A 20,553-nucleotide genomic window follows, 5' to 3' on the forward strand; every position below is an offset into this window, starting at 1 on the left:
TTATTGGATGGGTGGATTGAAGAACTGGTGATGCGCGAGGAGCCGGTGATGCTCACGGAGGCGGAACTGGATTTACCGTCTAACCCGGCCCACGAGTTCCCTGCCCCCGTTACATTTATTGGAGTCCGGACCAGCAAAGGGATCAGTGACCGGGTTGAAATCGTTGGGCGCCCACACGTTGGTCCACGTCTCCGGCCACGTACCAAACCAACCCAACGAGCCCTCAGCAGCGCTCACCATTGAAGTTCCGGGCGACCACGACATCGGGATCGGTCAGGAGGTCGGATTACAACTCGTCAACACCACCGGGTGGGCAGTCACCCAGTAGCAGTTGGGCACAGAATTCCGTTGCCCGGGCCCACTGTGTCCTAGATTGCAGAACTCCTGTGCCGCCCTGTTTATCGTCGGTAAGTACCAACGATAGGAAGGCAAGGACATGAGTTCAGCACATAGCGAGACGAGGACGAAGAGAGCCGCGACTGACCCAGGCACGTCCATGGGAGTCCGAATAATGGCCGGGGCCGTAGGCGGTCTTGCCGGCGGGGTCGTTTTCGGGGGCCTGATGGCCATGATGGGCATGCTGGGCATGATTGCCTCACTGGTTGGCTCAAGCTCGGCGATTGTCGGCTTCCTGGTACACCTGGTGATTTCGGTTCTGATCGGCCTCGCGCTGACGATACCCGGTGCTGGAGTGCTGAGAAAGGGCCTGATCATCAGCGCCGTCGTGGGTCTTGTCTATGGCATGCTGTGGTGGGTTCTTGGTCCACTGCTGATCATGCCCACCATGATGGGCATGCCCCTTTTCACTTTCGACGCAGGATCCGGTGCCTCACTGATGGGGCACGCGGTGTATGGCCTTATTGTGGGACTGGTGGCAAGCCTCATCATCCGACGTGGCCGGTGACCACGCCGGGTCTGAACGCCGCCTGCTCCACCACCATCGTGTCCGCCGCGAGCAAACCTACGACGCTTTGGGCACCACATGAACGGGAGGGAGAACCTTTGGCCGAAACCGGCGAGCCCTTCAGCTGCCTCTACGCTGTGGAGCTTTTCGCTGACCTCACAGCTGAGGACATGGACACTCTCGACAGGATGGCCCCGCCCCGGCTCTTTCACAGCGGTGAACTTGTCTTCAGCCAAAGTCAGCCCATCAAGGCCCTATTCATCCTCAAAGCAGGGCGGATCCGGATTTTCAGGGTTGCCGAGGATGGGAAAACCCTCACCATTGCAATCCTTGAACCCGGCGCGGTGTTCGGTGAGATGCTGCTCGTGGGCCTGCAAATGTACGACAACTATGCCGAAGCGCTGGAAGCATCAACCGTGTGTCAGCTCAGCGCTGCGGACGTCGAAAACCATTTCCTCTCCAACCCGAAAATGGCGGTCAAGATCTCCCGCCTGCTCGGCGAACAAGTCGCCAGGTTGGAAGAACGTCTCACCGACATGGCCCTGCGTCCCCTCTCAGCCCGCACCGCCGCGACCTTACTCACACTTGCGGATGCGGCTCCCCGTAGCAGGTTCACGCACTCCGTGGCCGTGAAACTCACTCATGAACAGCTCGCTGGGTTGCTCGGAGCAACTCGCGAGGCGACCAGTAAGACCATGTCTGACTTCGCCGCCAAAAAGCTGATCAAGCAAGGCCGCGGCCGGATCATCATCGAGGACGCTGTAGGACTGCGCCGGGTCTCCCGCACCACCTTTTAACCCCGCGTCAGCCGCCTCAACGTGCGCACTGTTGCCGTGCCCGCGAAAGCCTGCCCCGTTACATTTATTTGAGTCCTCGAAGGTCGGGGACTTGGTCGCTGGGCCTGGTATGACTTTCTGCCCCTGTCATTGATGATCCGGGGGGTGCTGTCGCCAGGTTCGGAGGCGCTTGTTGACTGCTGATAGGGACGCGGCCGGACCCGTTTGGGTTCAGGTCTCTTCGTAACGTGGGTGCCAGGAACAGGTGTCATGACTGCGGCCATCTAGTGGTGCAAAGGAGCGCCATCATGACCGAACAATTTGATGTGTATTGCGGGCTCGATGTCGGCAAGTCCGAACATCACGCCACAGCTCTCACCCCGGCCGGAGAACGGCTCATTGATAAGCCATTGCCGCAGGACGAGACACGACTCCGAGAACTGTTCACTGCTCTTGGCCAGCATGGCCCGGTGTTGATGATCGTGGACCAGCCCAACACCATCGGGGCGCTGCCGGTCGCGGTAGCCCGGGATTGCGGATGCGAGGTGGCGTACCTGCCGGGCCTGGCCATGCGGAAAGCCGCGGACCTCTACCCGGGACGGTCGAAGACCGATGCCCGGGACGCGTTCATCATCGCTGACACGGCACGGACCATGCCGCACACGTTGCGGGCGGTAGACCGAGACAGTGAAGTGCTCGCCGCGTTGAAAGTCCTCTCCGGTTTCGACACGGACCTGACCCATGAATGCACCAGGTCGATCAACCGGCTCCGGTCGTTGCTGCTGCAGATCTTTCCGTCCCTGGAACGGGTCTTCGTCGGCACGATCCTCACCCGCACCCTCGTGCTCGACCTCTTGATCAAATACGCCGGACCGACCGGTCTGCGCGCGGCCGGGCGCGGCAACGTGCTGCGTTGGGCGAGGAACCACAGCCGCAAAGACCCCACCAAACTCATTAATGAAATCTTCGCCGCCCTCGAGGAACAGACGGTTACCGTGATCGGCACCGACGCGGTGGAACTGGTCATCCCGCGGGTCGCTGCGCAGATCAAAGAGCTCAAACACCAGCGGGCCATCGTCGCCGCTGAGGTCGAGAAACTCCTGGACGACTTCCCTCTTTCCATCGTCTTGATGTCCATGCCAGGAGTCGGCATCAAGACGGCAGCGACGATACTCCTGACCATCGGCGATGCCAGCACCTTCACCACGGCCGGCCACTTAGCCGCCTACGCGGGCATCGCGCCCGTCACCCGCCGATCCGGAACCTCGATCCGTGGCGAGTTTCCCGCACGCTCCGGGAACAAACAACTCAAGAATGCGCTTTTCAGATCCGCCTGGATCGCCAGTTGTCATGACCCGCTATCGAAGGCCTACTACGAGAAGAAACGCGGTCAGGGCAAGAAGCACAACGCCGCCATCATCTGCCTCGCGCGCCGCCGCTGCGACGTCATCTACGCCATGCTCAAAACCAAAACACTCTACGAGGCCAAAACCCCGAAAGCCGCTTGACCAAAAGCATAGGGACACCCCCCACACATTTCCCCTTTAGTCTCAACAAATGAAGGAACACCCATGACCCGCGTTACCGTCCACACCCCCGAGACCGCTCCCGAAGACAGCCGCAACGAACTCGGTGCCCTCGGTAAACAGTTCGGGAAAGTCCTCAATATCCACGGTGCCATGGCCCACTCCCCCGTTGTCCTGCAGTCATACGTTGCCCTTCAGCAGGCCATCGGCGACTACGGCACCTTCGACGCACGCACGAGAGAGGCCATTGCCTTGGTAGTCGGCAACGTCGACGAGTGCACCTACTGCCAGTCCGCGCATACGATGGGCGCTAAGGCCGCCGGGCTCGCCGAGGATCAGACCATCGCGATCCGCAGGGGCGACATCGACTTCGACGACAAACTGGCAACACTGCTGGAACTGACCCGGCAGGCCACATCGAACAAGGGGTCCGTGAAGGACGCCGACTGGCAAACCGCCCTGGACGCAGGATGGTCAGACACCGAACTCACGGAACTCTCCACCCACGTGGCCCTGAACCTGTTCACCAACTACTTCAACCACCTCGTCGACACCGACCTGGACATCCCAGCTGCACCAAGTCTTTAAACCACCACAAACCCATGTAGCCCTGCCGTCCGTTCGCGGCAGGGCCTACATGTTCATCAACGGTGTGATGATGTGGCAAATCTCCGTGTCGGAACAATCAGCAGGATCAAGAGCCCGACTCGAATCGATCAGCCCTTTAAGCTCGGTCGATAAGGCGTCAAGTTCACGTTGGCGCACCTGGACATCGGCGAGCTTTCGTTCCAGGAGTGCCGAAACATGGGCACATGGGGCCTCACCCGCGTCGCGGAGACGTAGCGTGCTCGAAATTTCGGCCAACGTCAGACCGGCCGCCTGGGCCGACCGGATGAACCGCAACCGGCCCACTATCTCAGGGTCATAACTGCGGTAGCCATTCGACGTGCGCAGAGGATCCGGCAGAAGACCTTCACGCTCATAGAACCGGATGGTCTGACTATCAACGCCCGCAAGCGCCCCAAGTTCCCCAATACGCATCCCACAGTCTAACACTTGACCTTGTAGTCGGCTATAAGGTTTACAGTCAGAAGATGAAAATCACCCTGCAGTATTTCGAGGGCTGCCCCAACTGGACCCTCGCCTACGAACGACTCATCGCTTTAGCCGGGGACCGGCCCGACATCGTCCTCACCCGACAAATAATCGACACCGCTGAGGAAGCCGAACGAACTGGGTTTCACGGTTCCCCGAGCATCCTGATCGATGACATCGACCCTTTCGCGGGTCCTGGCGCCCCAGTCGGTTTAGCGTGCCGCCGATACCTCACCCCGGAGGGGCCAGCCGGGGCTCCGACCCTCGACCAGCTCAAAGCAGCACTACCACCCGCTACAGCCACGGCTACGTCTCCGCTTTCAGACAAGAAAAAGGTATGAGATGACTACCGATGTCGACCTTTTGGTCATTGGTGCCGGGATGGCTGGGATCGCCGCCGCGACGAAATGCGCGTCGAATGGGTGGAATGTTGCGATCGTGGACTCCCTACCCTACGGCGGAACCTGCGCCTTGCGCGGGTGCGATCCAAAGAAGATCCTCAGGCGTGGCGCCGAAGTGATCGAAGCCGCCCAGCTCATGAGCGGTAAAGGCGTAAACCCGGGCACCATGTCCATCAACTGGCAGGAACTGATGGAACACAAACACGGATTCACCGAACCGATCCCAACGACCATGGAAGAAGACCTGCATTCACACGGGGTACAGACCCTCCACGGGGCGGCGACCTTCACCAGTCCAACAACGGTCAACATCGCCGGAGCATCATACGAAGCTCCGAAAATCCTCGTCGCCACCGGGGCCACACCCCGGCCTCTGGCCTTCCCCGGAGCCGAGCATCTCATCGATAGCACCGACTTCCTCAACCTTCAGCGGCTGCCACCCCGAATCGTTTTCCTCGGCGGAGGTTTCATCTCCTTCGAATTCGCCCATATCGCCGCCCGAGCCGGAAGCTCCACCCTCATCCTTGATCGCGGGACCCGCCCACTGAAGAACTTCGACCCAGACCTCGTTGACTTACTGATCGCCCGCGGCACAGATTCAGGCATCATCGTCCAACGCGGCACAAGCCTCACCCGTATCGACAAGTCAGGCAACGGATTCCGCCTCCACCTCACTCAAGCTGGCGAGACATCGACAATTGACGCGGACCTCGTCGTCCACGGTGCGGGCCGGATCCCGGACCTATCCCGACTGAACCTCGAAGCCGCCAAGGTCGCATACGGGCCTAAAGGAATACAGGTCGCCGACCATCTCCAAAGCACCACCAATCCCGCCGTCTACGCAGCCGGTGATGCCGCTGACACCCCGGGCATGCCGCTGACCCCGGTGGCAGTGTTCGAGGCCAAAGTAGCTGCATCAAACATGCTCAAATCGGGTACCACGGCCCCTGACTACACCGCCATACCAACGACAGTCTTCACAATTCCTGAACTAGTGCGCCTGGGCATGCTCGAACACGAAGCTGCGGACAGCGGGCTGGACGTCGACGTCCGCTACACCGATACCAGCGCCTGGTACACGAATTACCGAACAGGGGAAACCAGCGGCGCATCGAAAATCCTGATCGACAAATCAACGGATCAGATCGTCGGCGCGCATCTCTTCGGCACAGACTACGCCGAACTAGCCAACACCATCAGCCTGGCCATGAAACACGGCCTCACCACCCGCCAACTGAAATCAACCACAGCCACCTACCCCTCAGTAGGATCAGATTTGGCCTCGCTCGTCTAGCCGCACAAAATTTGTTGCGCCGGCAGCGTTCAAAAACAATCGCTGACGCTACCTGTATTCCGGATTCGCTTCCAGACCGAACCTGTCGCCCTTTTTCCAAGCGTCAGGTAGGTTTCCCTGGGCAGGGATACCTCCGGCCAGTTTCAGGATTCGAGCCATATGAAGCAGGTTCCAGGTCATAAAGGTGGTGTTGCGGTTGGTGAAGTCATTCTCCGGGCCACCTGAACCTTCATCCAAATAGCTTGGGCCCGGTCCTGCCTCTCCAATCCAACCCGCATCCGCGGCCGGAGGAATGGTCACCCCAATGTGCTGAAGGCTGTAAAGAATATTCATCGCGCAGTGCTTGACGCCGTCCTCGTTCCCCGTCAGCAAAGCGCCACCTACCTTCCCGTAATAGACGTACTGCCCGCGGGTGTTCGTCATCCCTGACATCGCATAGAGACGTTCAATGATCTGTTTCATCACCGAACTGTTGTCTCCAAGCCAGATCGGTCCAGCCAGCACCAAAATGTCTGCCTGTTCAATTTTCTCGAAAATGGAGGGCCAGGCGTCCTCTTCCCAGCCGTGTTCCCTCATATCCGGGTACACACCCGTCGCTACCGGAAGATCAATTGGTCGCACAATATCAACGTGGACACCCTTCGTTCGCATCAAGTCAGCGCTCAGACGGACCAGCCCGGAGGTGTGGCTCAGTTCGGGGCTACGCTTCAAGGTGCAATTGAGGAACAGTGCCCTCAGACCAGCGAACTCATCGTCACTACCCATGGACTTCACGCTATCGGTCATTTAAGGGGTGCTCCTGACTAAATCACGGACAACTTCATATCAGTTCAACGATCCGGGACTCGGTCCCGAAAATAGCTAGACCGAATACACACCACACTAGGCGCAACAAAAGATCTCACTATGTAACCTGGAACACAGGGGAGGGAGTACCCCTGGATTCGATTTAGCGTAATACAACAACCAAGAGGCCGAGATTGTTGCATATCGCTGTTCCACAAGCCGGTCGATCAACGAACTGCCAGTCTGCTGATGGAGGTGCAGGGACTGCTGAAGGTTTGGCTGACTCCTTGACGTGCCCCATGGTTCATGCTTAAAGCCTTTCCCGAAGAGTTCCGCCGAGACGTGGTCGCGATCGCCCGTAAGGACGAAGCACCCTTGTCCACGATCGCTAAGGACTTCGGTGTCTCCTCGGCTGCCCTGTACCGGCCTGACAACACCGTTCTGCTCGCAGCGTTTGGTCAGCGCATGGATTGAATTCGGTGGGTTTCCGGTGGATGCCTACCTCAGACTCCCAAAGCAAAAAGCCCCTGATCCGCGTTTTCGCAGGTCAAGGGCTTTTTTCGGTAGGGCTGCTGGGGCTTGAACCCAGGACAAACGGATTATGAGTCCGCTGCTCTAACCAGCTGAGCTACAGCCCCGCGAAGTGATCGCCGAAGCGACTATGTAAGTCTAACGACACCGAAGTATTCTAACGACCCCGCAGCATTTGCCGAACTTGCCCCTGGCGGCACCCGGCCGGTGGCCTGTCAGACCGCCTCGGATTCCAGCAACTCGCCGTAGTACAGGCCCTCAAACGTCGCAAGTGTGGCCGTGAGCGAGTGAACATCGACCATCGAACGGCTAGCCTTGCCCATCCGGTCCTGGTCAGCGGGTGGCAGGCTGAGGATTTGGGTGATCCGATCGGCAAGCTCGGTACTGTCGTGCGGCGTGAACAAGTAGCCGTTGACCCCGTGGTCCACGAGGTGGGGAAGAGCCATGGCATTGGCGAGCAGCACGGGGGTGGAAGCGGACATCGCCTCCAGCGTCACCAGCGACTGCAGCTCGGCCGTTCCGGGCTGGCAGAACAGCGCCGCACGGAGATAAGCCTGCCGCAGCTCCTCATCGGTGATCAGTCCGCGGAAGCTGACCCGCCCACCAAGACCTAGCCGGGCGACCTGTGCCTGGAGTGCGGCTTTCACCTCGCCGCCACCCACAATCTCAAGGTGGACGTTGAGCGCTGGAGGAGTCTTGGCGACGGCGTCAATCAGGACATCAACGTGTTTCTCTTCGGCGAGTCGACCAACAAAGAGCACCGTCGGGTGGTCCCGGGGTTCCAGCGTCTCCCCGGGCTGCAATTCGTAGGCGGCTGAGTCAATGCCATTGGAGAGGGGGACCACCTTCCGAAGGAACGCATGCTCATGCATGGCCTTGGCAGCCAACGGGGTCGGCGTGGTCACCACAGCGGCCTTGCCCATGACCTTGCCCATGTCACGCCAGGAGTTCTTGGCAACAATTTTCTTGAACCACTCCGGGAAGGGCAGGAACGGGTTGAGATTTTCAGGCATGAAGTGGTTAGTGGCAACCACGCGGATTCCGCGCTTCACTGCCTCATACAGGGTGTACTCCCCCACCATGTAGTGGCACTGAATGTGCACGACGTCAGGCTGTACCCGATCAAAAAGCATGCTGATGTCGCGTTTGATCTCCCAGGGAAGGCAGATTCGCCAGTAGTCATGGGTGGGAACCGCATGGGATTTCAGCCGGTGCACGGGCCATTCGCCGTCGGCTTCGGTGAAGCTCTTGCCATTCTGGGTGCTGGGAGCCAGGACGTGAACCTCATGCCCGCGGGAGTGCATTCCCTTTGCCAGCCGGTAGCCGAACTGCGCCGCCCCATTGATGTTGGGCGGGTAGGTTTCTGCTGCGATCAGAATGGTCAATGGCAATTTCTCGGCCGGGTGGCTCACTGTGGGTTTCCTCTGTGGGTAACTGGCGGATCCGGCGGCTGGACAGAATGGGCCTCAGCTAACGCCGTCGTCGTACTTCCTTCTGGCGTTGCACCACATCTGGGTGATGCCGGGACAACGCGATGACCCCCACAATAGCAACCAACGCGGCCATTCCCATGGCAATTGCGATGACCGATTCCACGTCGGGTTCCAGCTCGCCCAGGATGACGATGCCGATGGCGATACCAACGATCGGGTCAATCACTGTCAAGCCGGCGATCACGAGGTCCGGCGGACCCGTGGCATAGGCGCTCTGCACGAACCACGAACCAAGGCCGGCAGCGACAGCAATCGCCACCAGGGTGTAGGGCGGCACATTCAGCAGGAACCGCCCATTGGAGTCCAAAAGGTGGGTAGCGATAATTTTGGTGAGTACCGCGACGAAACCAAACAACACCCCCGCCCCCAGAATGTAGGCGAAGGCGCCCAGCCGGCGACGGAACATGACCGCGAGGGAACCGAACACCGAAACCGCGACTGCCAACAGGAGCACCGTGACGAGTTCCTGCTCCGGCAACACCTCATGGTCTTTGCGGGTCACGTTGACGGCGAGCAGGACGAACAGCGCGCTTCCGCTCACGCAGGCAGCAATGGCGACGACGGTGGCCCGGTTGATCCGGATGCCCTGATCCTTCGAATTGACGACCGTGGTGATCACCAGCGCGATGGCACCGATCGGTTGCACCACTGTGAGGCTTGCCAGGCTGAGGGCGACCACGTTCAGTGCCATCCCGATACCCAGGAGGATCAGGCCAAGTACCCAGCGCGGGTTGCGGAGGAGCCGTACGAACCCCTTGGAGTTCAGGGACAGGCCGCCGGTATTGGACCTGACGGCGCTGCCTTGGCGTTGCGCGCCAACGGCGAGGAAGCAGGCACCGATGAGAGCCAGGAGAATGGCTAACCAGACCATGCGCCGCCCTTCGGGCACCGGGGGCGGTGATGGGAAAGGGGACGGCTAGGGAGCATCAACGGCCCCGGGCTGGGCCGATCCGTTGGGCCTGCCGTCCGAACGGTACTTCCGGTGCGCAGCAGTGAAGTACCCGTAGAACGCAAGAAGGTGGCCGATACAGCCCAGCAGCAGCAGGACGTGCGCGGTGACGAACAGCCACGGCTGATCAAAGCCCGGCACACGGTGCAGCAGGAGCATCGGCGAGCCGATCAGCAACAGGGCGGTGCGGATCTTCCCAATATTGGTGACCGGTAGGTGCAGCGGACCGCGGAAGAGGATGAGCGCGTTGACGATGAGGATGGCGTCCGGAATGACGATGGCCCACACCAGCCATGCGGGGGCAATACCATCCACCACAAAGACCACCGCAATGACGATCAGAGCCGTCCGGTCCGCGATCGGATCCAGCCATTTGCCGACGACCGACACCTGGTTGAACCGGCGAGCGATATACCCGTCGATCCAGTCGGTGGAGCCAAGGACCACGAGGGTGATGACGGCCAGGGCGTCCTCGTTTTGCACAATGAGGAACACGAACAACGGAACCCCGAGGAACCGAATGACCGTGATGATATTGGGCAGCGTCCAGAAGGTCGCCAGAACGTCGTTTTCGCGTCCTGGTCTGGCACCGGCCCCAATGAGTCTGATCACTATTCCCTCCCCCCACCATTATGCAGGGAGAGCGGGCCCGCCCGGACCTGTGCCCCGGATCGGGCGAGGGTCTGCTAGCGGGAAACCAGTTTCCGCACCATGACGATAATGGCGGTCACCGAGCCTGCGACCACGGAGAGGGGCTTCCACCGATCGGCCAGGGTGACGTTGTGGGGGTGCTCGCGGGGTGCGGCAGGCGTGCGCGGGGGCACCACGGACCTGGCTTGCTCGGCGAGCCGGTTGGCGCCGGTCTTCGCCGATGTTTTGGCCTGGTTCCAGCGTGATTTGAAGTCGAGTTCGCGGCCCAGATCGTCGCGGAGGTCGGCAAGGTGGTCGCGTCGGGTACCTGAGCGGCGGCGCAATTCGCCGTACGACGGCGTCGGCTCCTTGGGCTTGGCGTCGTCGGCCTCGTCCTTGGGCTTTTCTTCCTTGGGCTTCTTGACATCAAGGGTTGCCGGATCGAAGCTGCGACCCTCGCGAAGGACACCGATGTCGTAGCGGATGCCGCGGATGGCTTCCTCCGGCAGCAGGGGCAGCGCCTTCTTGAACCGGGACACACCGATCAGCGCGGTGATAGCGATGATGATGAGGAATACACCGGCAACCAGCAACGCCGCCAGCCAGCCATCCATGATGGTGGCCAGTCCGAGGATCGCTGCGGCGATGAGCGCGACGGCGAGGAAGGCCAGGAAGACGACCGCCACCACGAGGAACGCTGCTGCGATCCCCGCCTTGATGCCTTTCTGCTTCATCTGCTCCAGCGCCATGGTGACTTCGTCACCGAACTGGCGCGGTGTGAGCCTTCCCAATAGCTTGATCAGTCCGAAGACTGACGGCTTGCTCGAAGTCCCTGTGCCACGTGTGCTAGCGGAACTATCCATAGCTCTGCCTCCATCCCTCGTCTAACAGGTCGCGTGAGCGTACCTGCAAGCTGCGTAAACCTTTTCCTAAAATTACCATTGAGTGGCTAAAGCCGAATCTGTGTAAGCCTACTTCAATAGCAAGCAGACTTAGTGCCTTCCGTTTGCCAAGGCAACCTAAGATGGAACTGACGACAGCGTGGTGCGTTGTCCCTCCCCCTTTTCAGACGAGAATCAGCGCGCCCTCGCACAAACATCTATTCGAGGCCCACGGGCCACCCGTGACGCAAGGGTAAACCCTTGGTCGGATAGGCACCAGTGAGCACAGTAATCCACCCCGGCGCTTCACTTTCCCGACGGCAAAAGCTGATGTACGTAGTGATCCTCGGGTCCCTGACCGCGCTGGGCCCCTTCACCATCGACCTTTATCTTCCGGCGTTCCCGTCGTTGCAGAGCGACCTCGGCGTCACCGAAGCTGCGGTCCAGTTGACGCTCACCGGCACCATCGTTGGATTCGCCGTCGGCCAGTTGATCGTCGGCCCGCTCAGCGACAAGGTGGGACGCCGGCTTCCCCTGATTCTCGCCACCAGCGTCCACATCCTGGCCTCGCTTGGAGCGGCCATGGCTACCGACATCACCACGTTGATGGTGTTTCGTGTCCTGCAGGGCGTGGGTGCTGCTGGCGGTGGCGTGGTGGCAATGGCAATGCTCAGGGACCTGTTCAGCGGGTATCCGTTGGTCAGGATGCTCTCCTACATGGCATTGGTCAATGGGCTCGCTCCCATTTTCGCGCCGGTTATCGGATCGCAACTGCTGCTCGTCATGCCGTGGCCGGGCATCTTCTGGTTCCTGGCCGGCTACGGGCTGCTGGTTATCCTTGCGGTGTCGGTGTTCCTGGTTGAAACCCTCCCCGCGGATCGGCGCGGCAGCTCAGGGGCCACCGCCCTGCAACGCTACCGGGCGGTTCTTACCGACCGGATTTTCATCGGCGTTCTGCTGGTGGGCGGGATGAACTTCTCCGGCCTGTTTTCCTACCTTTCAGCGTCTCCCTTCCTCTTCCAGGGCACCTACAACTTCAGCGAGCAACAGTATGGGCTGCTGTTTGCGGTGAATTCGCTGGGCATTGTGGCGGGGGTGCAGATCAGTGCACGGGTGATCCGCCGGATCGGCCCCCAGTGGGTGATGGTTTATTCCACCGCGTCGATGCTGCTGATGTCCCTGCTCATCATCCTGTTCGCACAGCTGGGGCTCGGATTGTGGGGGATCATGGTGCCGCTCTGGTTCTACATCATGTCGGCCGGGTTCACGTTCCCCTGTGTCCAGGTGCTGGCGTTGGCCAACCACGGCGCCCAGGCTGGCACTGCGGCGTCGCTGCTGGGCGCTGTCACCTTCGGTCTGGCCGGGGCGATTTCACCGGTCGTCGGACTTCTCGGGGTTTCCGCTACCAGTATGGGCGGCGTGATGGCTGTCTGCATCGGCGCCGGAGTGGTGTTCCTGTGGACTGTCGTCAGGCCGCGGACCGTCCCGCCCCTGGGCTAGGCAGGGGCGGGCCGGGATAAGAGTTCCGGTCGGGTTTAGCTGCGCTCAGCTTTGCTGGAAATGTTGCGGGCCATCGACTTGAAGATGGTCCCGTGGAAGGGCAGCACGCCCAACCAGTACAACCGACCGGGGAGCCCCTTCGGGAAGAACACCGCACGCTGGGTGTACTCGCTGCCGGTGCCGTCGGGGCGCACAGACAATTCCAGCCAGGCGCGGCCGGGTAGTTTCATTTCGGCGCGCAAGCGCAGGCGCTCGCCGCGGACGATTTCCTCGACCCGCCAGAAGTCCAGTGCGTCGCCGGTGAGCAGCTGGTCGGTGTGGCGGCGGCCCCGGCGGAGTCCCACGCCGCCCACCAGCTTGTCCATCCACCCTCGCGCGGCCCACGCGACGGGAAGCGAATACCAGCCGTTGTCCCCGCCGATTCCCTCAATGACCTTCCAGAGCCGCTCCGGGGAGGCTTTGGACTTGTAGACCTGCACATCGGTGAAGACGGTGTGCCCAGCCCATTCCGGGTCGGTGGGCAGCGGATCGGCCGCACTGTCGACCCGGGAGGCTCCCGCCCAGCTGGTCTCCACCTCTCCGCCCCGTTCCTTGCCCAGCGCCAGATCGACGGCCGTGCGGTAGTCAGTCAAGCCGCCGTCGGGCACCGGAATGTAGTTGTCGATGTCGTGTTCCGCGGTGATCGCATCATGCTGGAGCGACTCGATGAGTGGCATCGCCATCACGCGCGGAATGGGAGTGACCAAATTAACCCAGTGGCCAGCCAACCGGGGGGTCAGCACCGGCAGCGCCAGAATCTCGCGACGCCGCAGACCTGCCTCGACTGCATACTGGTTCATCATCTCGGCGTAGGAGAGCACGTTCCGGGACCCGATGTCGAAGGTCCGGTTCAGATCAGGGGGCAGCGTCAGCGCACCGATCAGGTAGTGAAGGACGTCGCGAACGGCGATGGGCTCAATCCGGTTCAGCACCCACTTGGGGGCGGGCATCACCGGCAGGACATCGGAGAGGTGCCTGATCATTTCGAACGACGCCGAGCCGGATCCGATCACCACACCTGCCTGGTACGCGATGGTTGGCGTTCCGGATTCCAGGAGGATGCGGCCCACCTCCTCACGGGAGCGCATGTGGGTGGATAGTTCGACATCCGCCGGGTGCAGTCCACCCAGATAGACCATCCGCACGACGCCGGCCGCGGTCGCCGCGCTCGAGACCATCGAGGCGATCTTCGACTCCTTGGTCTCGAAGCCCTTGCCCATTCCCATCGAGTGCACCAGGTAGTACAGGGTGTCGACTCCAGCGCAGGCTTCCCTGAGTGACCCCTCATCTTCGAGGTCGCCCTCCACTACCTCCACCGAGGAACTCCAGGGGACGTCCTTGAGTTTCTGTGGTGACCGGACCAGCACACGGACCGTGTGTCCTTCGGCGACGAGACGGGACACCAGACGGCCGCCGATGTAGCCGGTAGCGCCGGTGACTAAGATCAGTTTGCTGTCTTGTTCCATTGCTTCAGAATACGCTTCGCGCGACGTTGTGCGTGACAAAAAGAAAACCCCTTCCCGCCAGCACGAAGCTGGTGGGAAGGGGTTTGGTGGCTCCTCCGACTGGACTTGAACCAGTAACCCTTCGATTAACAGTCGAATGCTCTGCCAATTGAGCTACGGAGGAAAGCAGCAGATACAACTTTACATACCAAGTGCGGGTAAGTGAAATTGGCTTGTTTCACCCAACGGATCCCGGTGGAACCTCAGTCGGAGCGAAGCTGGCGACGGCGCATTTCCAGTTCCAGCAGGTCCCGCTGCAGCTGGACGTACTGTTCGGGGTCGGCGGCGGCGTCGACCCGCTGCAGCTTTCCCTGCATCTCGGCTTTGAGCCGGGTGATGCGCAGCTCGTAGAGCCGGTTCACGATATCCCTGCTGTAGAGGGCGAGGGCATCCTCGGCCTTCGACGGCAGCGGCGTGACGGCCAGCTCCGTGACCAGGCCGCGCAGCACCTCAGGGACCTCCTGCCGGACCCGTTCCACCCATTGCGCAGGCTCCACCCCAGCGGCACCCGCGGCCTGCACAGCGTCCTTCAGTGCCGCGTAGACGGGCACTGAGAACCCCGACTCGGCGAACCGCTCCCAGTGCGTCGGCTCGAGAAGGTTCGGGTACTGCAGGACCACCTCGAGGACCTCGCGTTCCATCCTGCCAATCGGGTCCTTCGGATCCGGCCGGGGGAACTGCTCGATGTCGCCACCTGACTCTGCGCCAGCCGACCCGTCGGCTGCACCCTGAGCCGACGACGACGCAGCGTGCTCCCGCGATGCGCTCCCGGATCCGCTGCCGGTACCGCCCGCTACCCCGGTACCCTTCCTCGCTGCGGTCGCCACCGCCCGGGCCACCTGGTCCTCTCCCACGAACTGCATTCCCAGCCAGCGGGACAGCTCCCGGGTGTAAATGGACCGCAGCGACACATCCCGGATCCTGGCGACGATCGGCGCCGCGTGCCGCAGCGCGTTGACTTGGCCTTCACCGGTGGACAGATCGTAGTTGCCGAAGGAGGCCTTGATGGCGAATTCGAAGAGTGGCCTGCGGGAGGAGATCAGGCCGCGGACGGCGTCGTCGCCCTTGGTCTGGCGGAGCTCACATGGATCGGCGCCGCTGGCCTCCACCGCCACATAGGTCTGCGCGACGAACCGCTGATCCTCCTCAAAGGCGCGGAGGGCCGCCTTCTGGCCGGCCGCGTCACCGTCGAAGGTGAAGACCACTTCGCCACCGGATCCATCGTCGGAGAGAAGCCGGCGGGCAATCTTGATGTGATCGGCGCCGAAGGCGGTGCCGCAGGTGGCGACGGCGGTGCCGACCCCGGCGAGGTGGCACGCCATCACATCGGTGTAGCCCTCGACGACCACGAGCTGACGCGATTTGGCGATCTCCCGTTTGGCGAGGTCGATGCCGTAGAGCACCTGGGATTTGCGGTAGAGCGAGGTCTCGGGGGTGTTGAGGTATTTGGGCCCCTGGTCCTCCTCGTACAGTTTCCGGGCGCCGAACCCGACGGTGTCTCCGGTGATGTCGCGGATGGGCCAGATCAGCCGGCCGCGGAACCGGTCATAGATCCGTTGGGCGTTGTTGGCGGAGACGCTGAACATGCCGGTGAGCTTGAGCTCGTCCTGGGTGAAGCCTTTGCCGGTGAGATGGGTCAGAAGGCCGTCCCAGCCCTGCGGCGCGTAGCCCACCCCGAATTGTTCGGCGGCGGCCCGGTCGAACCCGCGTTCCTGCAGGAACCGCCGTCCTGCGGCCGCGCCCTGGGTGAGGAGTTGTTCGCGGTAGAACTCGGCGGCGATCTTGTGGGCGTCGAGCATGCGCTGGCGCCTGCCAATGTCCTCGCGGCGGGGCCCGGTTCCACCGTCCTCATAGCGAAGTTCGAAACCAATCCGCGAGGCTAGCTTTTCGACGGTCTCGGAGAACGAGGTGTGGTCCATCTTCTGGACGAAGGAGATGACATCCCCGCCCTCACCACAGCCGAAGCAGTGGTAGGAGCCCATCTGGGGGCGGACGTGGAACGACGGCGATCGCTCGTCGTGGAACGGGCAGAGGCCTTTGTAGGATCCAACACCGGCAGACTTGAGCGTGACGTAGCCGTCGACGATCTCCTTGATGTCAGTGCGTTGGCGTACCTCATCGATGTCTTCGCGTTTGATGAGTCCGGCCATGAAAACAGTCTATGCGTCACCGGTGCTGTGAGGTTCCGCGGGGCTCAGCTGTGCAGGAGGAGTCAGCCCTCGCGTCTACCAGAGGGACGGGACCGGTCCGACGACCCGTCGGTGGAGGGACAGCGCCGACGCATCGGTGAGTGAGGCCACCTGGTCGATCACCACCCGAAGCCGCGCGTCGTCGTCGGGCGCGTCCTGCCAGTCGGCGGCAAAGGTGGGTTCGAGGAACCTGTCCCCCGCCGCAGCCATCTGCGCCACCAGGGAACTGAGCACCTCGCGCTGCCGTTCGTAGACGGGTTGGCGCCGTTCAGAGGTCATGACGAAAGTGGTGGCTAGGCCCTTCATGACCGCGATTTCGAGTTCGGTCTCCTCGGGTACCACCATTTTCGCGTGGTACCGGGTGAGGGGGGCGTGGCCGTAGATGGCCCGCGTGGCGGCCAGCGCGCTGAGGCAGAACCGGCCGATGAGCTGGCTGGTCATGTTTTTCAGCGCCGCCATCGAGCGTCTGCTGCCGTCCGCGTCACGGACCCACACATCGGTGGCTTCAAGCCGTGTCAGGGCGGCGTCGATGGCAGCCGGGTCGCTGTGCGGGAGGTACCACTGCTGGGTGTAGCCGACCACCCGGGCGCGCGTGTCCGAGCTGTCCAGCTGTTTGAGCTGGAAATGGCCGGCAACGATCGCGTCTTCGACGTCGTGCACCGAATAGGAAATATCGTCGGCAAGGTCCATGACCTGCGCTTCCAGGCAGGACTGGCCGGCGGGCGCACCGTCGCGAAGCCAGGTGAAGACCGGCAGGTCGTCCTCGTATGCGCCGAACTTTGAGGTGCGCTGCCCCTGGAGTACCGGCGCGTTGGCAGCGGTCCACGGATACTTCGACGCCGCGTCGAGGCTGGCGCGGGTGAGGTTAAGGCCAGCTGGGGTGCCGTCCGCCCGGATGACCTTCGGTTCCAGCCGGGTCAGCAGCCGCAGGGTCTGGGCGTTACCTTCGAATCCGCCGACCGAGTGGGCGAGGTCGTTCAGCGTCGATTCGCCGTTGTGGCCGAACGGCGGGTGGCCGAGGTCGTGGGCCAGGCAGGCGGCGTCGACGATGTCCGGGTCGCAGCCGAGCGCCCGGCCCAGCTCGCGGCCCACCTGCGCCACTTCGAGGCTGTGGGTGAGGCGGGTGCGCACGAAGTCGTCGGTGTCCGGGGCGACCACCTGGGTTTTGGCGCCAAGGCGCCGCAACGCCGAGGAGTGCAGGACCCGGGCACGGTCCCGCTCGAAATGGGACCGGTGGGTGCTCTTGGCGGGCTCGTCCACCCACCGCTGCATGTCGCGTCGGTGTACCCGGCCGTGACTGGCGCATGCGGGAAACTCGGTTCAGCCACCTGAAACATCCACTTCCGCGGCGGAAATGTCCGCCTGCTGTGCATCGTTGAGGGCGCGGGAATTCAGCCAGTCCTGGGGTAGGGAGGTCTTCTTGGGGCTGCCGGCACGCCCGCGCGGACCCTCGGCGTCGGCGCCCGGGTACGGTGACTCGGCGTCGAGCTCGGCCAGCAGCCCACGCAGCACCTCAAGGGTGGGGACGGCGGCCAGTTTGGCGCGCAGTTCTCCGCCGACCACGTAGCCCTTGAAGTACCAGGCCATGTGCTTGCGGATGTCCCGCAGCGCCATCATCTCGTTGCCGAAGGTGTCGACCAGGAGCTCGGCGTGGCGGTAGACGGTGTCGGCCACCTGGCCGAGGCCGGGCTGATGCCGGGTGCTGTCACCCTCGAAGGCGTTCATCAGGTCGCCGAACAGCCAGGGCCTGCCCTGGCAACCACGCCCGATGACGACGCCGTCGACGCCGGTCTGGCGGACCATGCGGATGGCGTCCTCGGCCGACCAGATGTCGCCGTTGCCCAGCACCGGAATGTCCGGCAGGGCTTCGCGGAGCTCGGCGATGGCATCCCAATCGGCTTTGCCGGAGTAGAACTGGGAGGCGGTGCGCCCGTGCAGGGCAACCGCGGCGACTCCGCTGTCGCGGGCAATTTTGCCTGCTTCGCGGAAGGTCAGATGATCCTCGTCGATCCCCTTGCGCATCTTGATGGTGAGAGGGATCTCACCCTTCGACGCTTCACGGACCGCGGTCTGCACGATGCCGGTAAACAGGTCAAGCTTCCACGGCAGTGCGGCGCCGCCACCCTTCCGGGTGACCTTGGGTACCGGGCAGCCGAAGTTGAGGTCGATGTGATCGGCGCGATCCTCCTCGACGAGGATCCTGATGGCGGCGCCCACCGTGACCGGGTCGACGCCGTAGAGCTGGACCGAGCGGACCGCTTCGTCGTCGTCGTGCGAAATGATCCGCAGGGACTCGGGGTTGCGCTCCACCAGGGCACGGGACGTCACCATCTCGGAGACATAGAGGCCGCCGCCGTATTCGCGGCACAGGCGGCGGAACGCGGTATTGGTGATACCGGCCATCGGCGCGAGGACCACCGGGGTCTTCACGGTAATGTTGCCGAGCTGCAGCGGGGGCAGGTCCAGTCGGGTGTCGGCGGGCAGGGTTGATACAACAGTCACGTGTCTATTGTCGCAAGCTGAGGCAAATCGGGAAGCGCAACAGCCCCTCGCTATTCACCCCCGCGTGCATCACGGTCCCGCCGCGACCGTCGGGTCTCGACGTCGCCGCCCTCCGGAGCGACACTCACGAGGTCACCGCCGGGCAGGCGGGCTGCGCTTCCGGCGGACAGCCCGCCAGATCCCTGACCGGCGCCGGCGGCCGCGGTGTGCTGACGGATACCCACCGCCTTGACCACCACCACCGCGATCAGCGTAGTGGCGGGGATGGCCAGCACCAGGCCGATCGAGCCCACGAGGGTGCGCACCACCTCCTCGGCGAGCTCTCCGCTGGTGAGGTTTTCCAGCAACGTGCGGTCATACAGCGAGACCAGGATCAGCAGCGGCAGTGCGGCACCAGCATAGGCGAAGGCGATGGTGTAGACCGTGGAGGCGATGTGGTCGCGCCCAATCCGCATGGCGCCGGAGAACAGCCTCCGGGACGACGTGTTGGGCGCCAGTTCGTAGAGTTCCCACACCGCTGACGACTGCGTGATGGTCACATCGTTGAGAACGCCCAGCCCGGAAATGATCAGGCCGCACATAATGATTCCGGAGATCGACACCTCCCCCGAGGAGTTGACCAGGGCGTAGGCATTTTCGTCGCCCACCCCGAAGAGGTAGATGGATTCGGTCGCCCAGGCCGCCAGCAGGGCAGTGATAGAGAGCCCGAACAGGGTGCCAAGCAGCGCCGTCGACGTTCTCGCGGAGAAGCCGTGGGCGAAGTACAGCACCCCGATCATGATCACCACCGACCCCACCAGCGCCAGCAGCAGCGGAGGCTTCCCCTCCACCAGACCCGGCAGGATGAACTGTCCCAACACCACCAGGGCACCGACCAGGCCGATCATTGCCCGCAGCCCCCGCCACCGCGCAACCGCAACGACAACCACGGCGTAGAGGACGGCGAGCCACATCATCGGCACCGTCCTGACGAAGTCCATGAAAATGTAGGGGGCGCTGCCTCCCTGGATCACTCCGTCCAGGTTCAGGTATCGGATTTTGTCCCCGGCCTCGACCGCGCCAGCGCGGGCCAGCTCGGGCGTGACCTCCACCGGAACGAGGGCGCCACCGGCGTCGGGCGCCGTGTAGGCGACCTGGCACTGCAGCGCCTCCCCGCCCGCATCGACGGTGGGCTGGGACGAGGGGCAGTCTTCTTCCGAGACCCGTTCCACCTGGCCGACGTCGATGGAAACGCCGTCGGCGGTGGCATAGGGATTGGAGATGGTGACGCTGCTGCGGTCGCCGCTGGGCCACAGCAACATCATGCCGATCACTGTCAGGACACCGATCGGAACCAGGATGGTGGCGAGCAACAGATTTGCGCGTTTCCGTGCGCCAATCGTTGCTGGGCTTGGCTCCGAATTGCCTGTGTCATGAGTGTGGCTGTGGCCCACGAGGTTCCTAGCTGTCCTTGATGAGGTTCAACGCACTGGTTCGGTGCTCTACGGAATTCTACGCGGGGACAAAACGGTCCCGGACCGCGACATAAGCTAGACCCAAGGTTTGGAACAAC

The 20,553-nt window shown here is 62.5% G+C and carries 19 protein-coding genes, 2 tRNA genes and 1 pseudogene; 9 read left to right on the forward strand and 13 right to left on the reverse strand.

Going from position 1 to position 20,553, the window contains the following annotated elements; all coding sequences use genetic code 11:
• Positions 1–145 precede the first annotated feature (145 nt).
• The 5 genes from DDA93_RS08760 to DDA93_RS08780 all read left to right on the forward strand — a co-directional run bounded on the left by DDA93_RS08760 (position 146) and on the right by DDA93_RS08780 (position 3,794).
• Positions 146–328 (forward strand): hypothetical protein, encoded by a 183-nt coding sequence (locus DDA93_RS08760; protein WP_116778533.1) that lies wholly within the window; start codon positions 146–148, stop codon positions 326–328.
• A gap of 108 nt (positions 329–436) precedes the next feature.
• Positions 437–904 carry a hypothetical protein gene (locus tag DDA93_RS08765; RefSeq protein ID WP_243400565.1) on the forward strand — a complete coding sequence of 156 codons (468 nt, stop codon included), beginning with the start codon at positions 437–439 and terminating at the stop codon, positions 902–904.
• Between the two features lie 98 nt (positions 905–1,002).
• Positions 1,003–1,701: a Crp/Fnr family transcriptional regulator gene (locus tag DDA93_RS08770; protein WP_243400566.1), complete on the forward strand. Its 699-nt coding sequence runs from the start codon at positions 1,003–1,005 to the stop codon at positions 1,699–1,701.
• A 287-nt stretch (positions 1,702–1,988) separates the two neighbouring features.
• On the forward strand, positions 1,989–3,188 hold the full coding sequence (locus DDA93_RS08775) for an IS110 family transposase (RefSeq protein ID WP_116778536.1): 1,200 nt from the start codon (positions 1,989–1,991) through the stop codon (positions 3,186–3,188).
• Positions 3,189–3,251: 63 nt separating this feature from the next.
• Entirely contained in the window at positions 3,252–3,794 is a 543-nt protein-coding gene (locus DDA93_RS08780; RefSeq protein ID WP_116778537.1) for a carboxymuconolactone decarboxylase family protein, read from the forward strand.
• 45 nt (positions 3,795–3,839) lie between these two features.
• Here DDA93_RS08780 and DDA93_RS08785 read toward each other — a convergent pair whose 3' ends face one another.
• The gene (locus DDA93_RS08785; RefSeq protein ID WP_116778538.1) at positions 3,840–4,247 is read right to left on the reverse strand and encodes a heavy metal-responsive transcriptional regulator; all 408 of its coding nucleotides are present in this window, start codon (positions 4,245–4,247) and stop codon (positions 3,840–3,842) included.
• A 53-nt stretch (positions 4,248–4,300) separates the two neighbouring features.
• Here DDA93_RS08785 and DDA93_RS08790 point away from each other — a divergent pair, with 53 nt between their 5' ends.
• Complete coding sequence (locus DDA93_RS08790; RefSeq protein ID WP_116778539.1) at positions 4,301–4,642, forward strand: thioredoxin family protein; 342 nt, start codon at positions 4,301–4,303, stop codon at positions 4,640–4,642.
• Between the two features lies 1 nt (position 4,643).
• Positions 4,644–5,996 (forward strand): NAD(P)/FAD-dependent oxidoreductase, encoded by a 1,353-nt coding sequence (locus tag DDA93_RS08795; protein WP_116778540.1) that lies wholly within the window; start codon positions 4,644–4,646, stop codon positions 5,994–5,996.
• Between the two features lie 48 nt (positions 5,997–6,044).
• Here the strand turns inward: DDA93_RS08795 and DDA93_RS08800 are convergent, their stop codons facing one another.
• Positions 6,045–6,782, reverse strand: a complete 738-nt coding sequence (locus DDA93_RS08800; RefSeq protein WP_207771329.1) for a flavodoxin family protein — start codon at positions 6,780–6,782, stop codon at positions 6,045–6,047.
• A gap of 306 nt (positions 6,783–7,088) precedes the next feature.
• Between DDA93_RS08800 and DDA93_RS08805 the strand changes: the two are divergent.
• Positions 7,089–7,208 (forward strand): annotated as a pseudogene (locus DDA93_RS08805) (IS3 family transposase); the annotation flags it as partial.
• A gap of 138 nt (positions 7,209–7,346) precedes the next feature.
• Here DDA93_RS08805 and DDA93_RS08810 read toward each other — a convergent pair.
• The 5 genes from DDA93_RS08810 to DDA93_RS08830 form a co-directional block, all read right to left on the reverse strand.
• Positions 7,347–7,420 (reverse strand) — tRNA-Ile (locus DDA93_RS08810).
• Positions 7,421–7,528: 108 nt separating this feature from the next.
• Positions 7,529–8,725: a glycosyltransferase gene (locus DDA93_RS08815; RefSeq protein ID WP_116778542.1), complete on the reverse strand. Its 1,197-nt coding sequence runs from the start codon at positions 8,723–8,725 to the stop codon at positions 7,529–7,531.
• Between the two features lie 58 nt (positions 8,726–8,783).
• A complete protein-coding gene (locus DDA93_RS08820; RefSeq protein ID WP_019483523.1) occupies positions 8,784–9,677 on the reverse strand; it encodes a DMT family transporter in 894 nt (297 codons plus the stop codon).
• 45 nt (positions 9,678–9,722) lie between these two features.
• On the reverse strand, positions 9,723–10,367 hold the full coding sequence (locus DDA93_RS08825; RefSeq protein WP_116778543.1) for a CDP-alcohol phosphatidyltransferase family protein: 645 nt from the start codon (positions 10,365–10,367) through the stop codon (positions 9,723–9,725).
• A 74-nt stretch (positions 10,368–10,441) separates the two neighbouring features.
• Positions 10,442–11,248: a phage holin family protein gene (locus DDA93_RS08830; protein ID WP_116778544.1), complete on the reverse strand. Its 807-nt coding sequence runs from the start codon at positions 11,246–11,248 to the stop codon at positions 10,442–10,444.
• Between the two features lie 297 nt (positions 11,249–11,545).
• Between DDA93_RS08830 and DDA93_RS08835 the strand changes: the two genes are divergently transcribed.
• Positions 11,546–12,766, forward strand: a complete 1,221-nt coding sequence (locus tag DDA93_RS08835; RefSeq protein ID WP_024476583.1) for a multidrug effflux MFS transporter — start codon at positions 11,546–11,548, stop codon at positions 12,764–12,766.
• 35 nt (positions 12,767–12,801) lie between these two features.
• Here DDA93_RS08835 and DDA93_RS08840 read toward each other — a convergent pair whose 3' ends face one another.
• From DDA93_RS08840 to DDA93_RS08865, 6 genes are all read right to left on the reverse strand, one after another.
• A complete protein-coding gene (locus DDA93_RS08840; RefSeq protein WP_116778545.1) occupies positions 12,802–14,271 on the reverse strand; it encodes an SDR family oxidoreductase in 1,470 nt (489 codons plus the stop codon).
• A gap of 87 nt (positions 14,272–14,358) precedes the next feature.
• A tRNA-Asn gene (locus DDA93_RS08845) sits at positions 14,359–14,434 on the reverse strand.
• A gap of 79 nt (positions 14,435–14,513) precedes the next feature.
• Positions 14,514–16,460 carry a DNA primase gene (gene dnaG, locus DDA93_RS08850; protein WP_116778546.1) on the reverse strand — a complete coding sequence of 649 codons (1,947 nt, stop codon included), beginning with the start codon at positions 16,458–16,460 and terminating at the stop codon, positions 14,514–14,516.
• 75 nt (positions 16,461–16,535) lie between these two features.
• A complete protein-coding gene (locus DDA93_RS08855; RefSeq protein WP_116778547.1) occupies positions 16,536–17,771 on the reverse strand; it encodes a deoxyguanosinetriphosphate triphosphohydrolase in 1,236 nt (411 codons plus the stop codon).
• A gap of 48 nt (positions 17,772–17,819) precedes the next feature.
• Entirely contained in the window at positions 17,820–19,001 is a 1,182-nt protein-coding gene (gene dusB / locus DDA93_RS08860) for a tRNA dihydrouridine synthase DusB (RefSeq protein WP_116778548.1), read from the reverse strand.
• A gap of 50 nt (positions 19,002–19,051) precedes the next feature.
• Positions 19,052–20,434: a YibE/F family protein gene (locus DDA93_RS08865; protein WP_165802603.1), complete on the reverse strand. Its 1,383-nt coding sequence runs from the start codon at positions 20,432–20,434 to the stop codon at positions 19,052–19,054.
• Between the last annotated feature and the right edge of the window lie 119 nt (positions 20,435–20,553).

This window comes from Arthrobacter sp. Bz4 (assembly GCF_003075455.1).
Taxonomy (GTDB): Bacteria; Actinomycetota; Actinomycetes; order Actinomycetales; family Micrococcaceae; genus Arthrobacter_D.

Excerpts from the sequence above, each read along its gene's own strand:
- DDA93_RS08855 (WP_116778547.1), bottom strand. The coding sequence starts at position 17,771 with ATGCAGCGGTGGGTGGACGAGCCCGCCAAGAGCACCCACCGGTCCCAT.
- DDA93_RS08830 (WP_116778544.1), bottom strand. The coding sequence starts at position 11,248 with ATGGATAGTTCCGCTAGCACACGTGGCACAGGGACTTCGAGCAAGCCG.
- DDA93_RS08800 (WP_207771329.1), bottom strand. The coding sequence starts at position 6,782 with ATGACCGATAGCGTGAAGTCCATGGGTAGTGACGATGAGTTCGCTGGT.
- DDA93_RS08795 (WP_116778540.1), top strand. The coding sequence starts at position 4,644 with ATGACTACCGATGTCGACCTTTTGGTCATTGGTGCCGGGATGGCTGGG.
- dnaG (WP_116778546.1), bottom strand. The coding sequence starts at position 16,460 with ATGGCCGGACTCATCAAACGCGAAGACATCGATGAGGTACGCCAACGC.
- DDA93_RS08840 (WP_116778545.1), bottom strand. The coding sequence starts at position 14,271 with ATGGAACAAGACAGCAAACTGATCTTAGTCACCGGCGCTACCGGCTAC.
- DDA93_RS08785 (WP_116778538.1), bottom strand. The coding sequence starts at position 4,247 with ATGCGTATTGGGGAACTTGGGGCGCTTGCGGGCGTTGATAGTCAGACC.
- DDA93_RS08790 (WP_116778539.1), top strand. The coding sequence starts at position 4,301 with ATGAAAATCACCCTGCAGTATTTCGAGGGCTGCCCCAACTGGACCCTC.
- DDA93_RS08820 (WP_019483523.1), bottom strand. The coding sequence starts at position 9,677 with ATGGTCTGGTTAGCCATTCTCCTGGCTCTCATCGGTGCCTGCTTCCTC.
- DDA93_RS08775 (WP_116778536.1), top strand. The coding sequence starts at position 1,989 with ATGACCGAACAATTTGATGTGTATTGCGGGCTCGATGTCGGCAAGTCC.
- DDA93_RS08765 (WP_243400565.1), top strand. The coding sequence starts at position 437 with ATGAGTTCAGCACATAGCGAGACGAGGACGAAGAGAGCCGCGACTGAC.
- DDA93_RS08780 (WP_116778537.1), top strand. The coding sequence starts at position 3,252 with ATGACCCGCGTTACCGTCCACACCCCCGAGACCGCTCCCGAAGACAGC.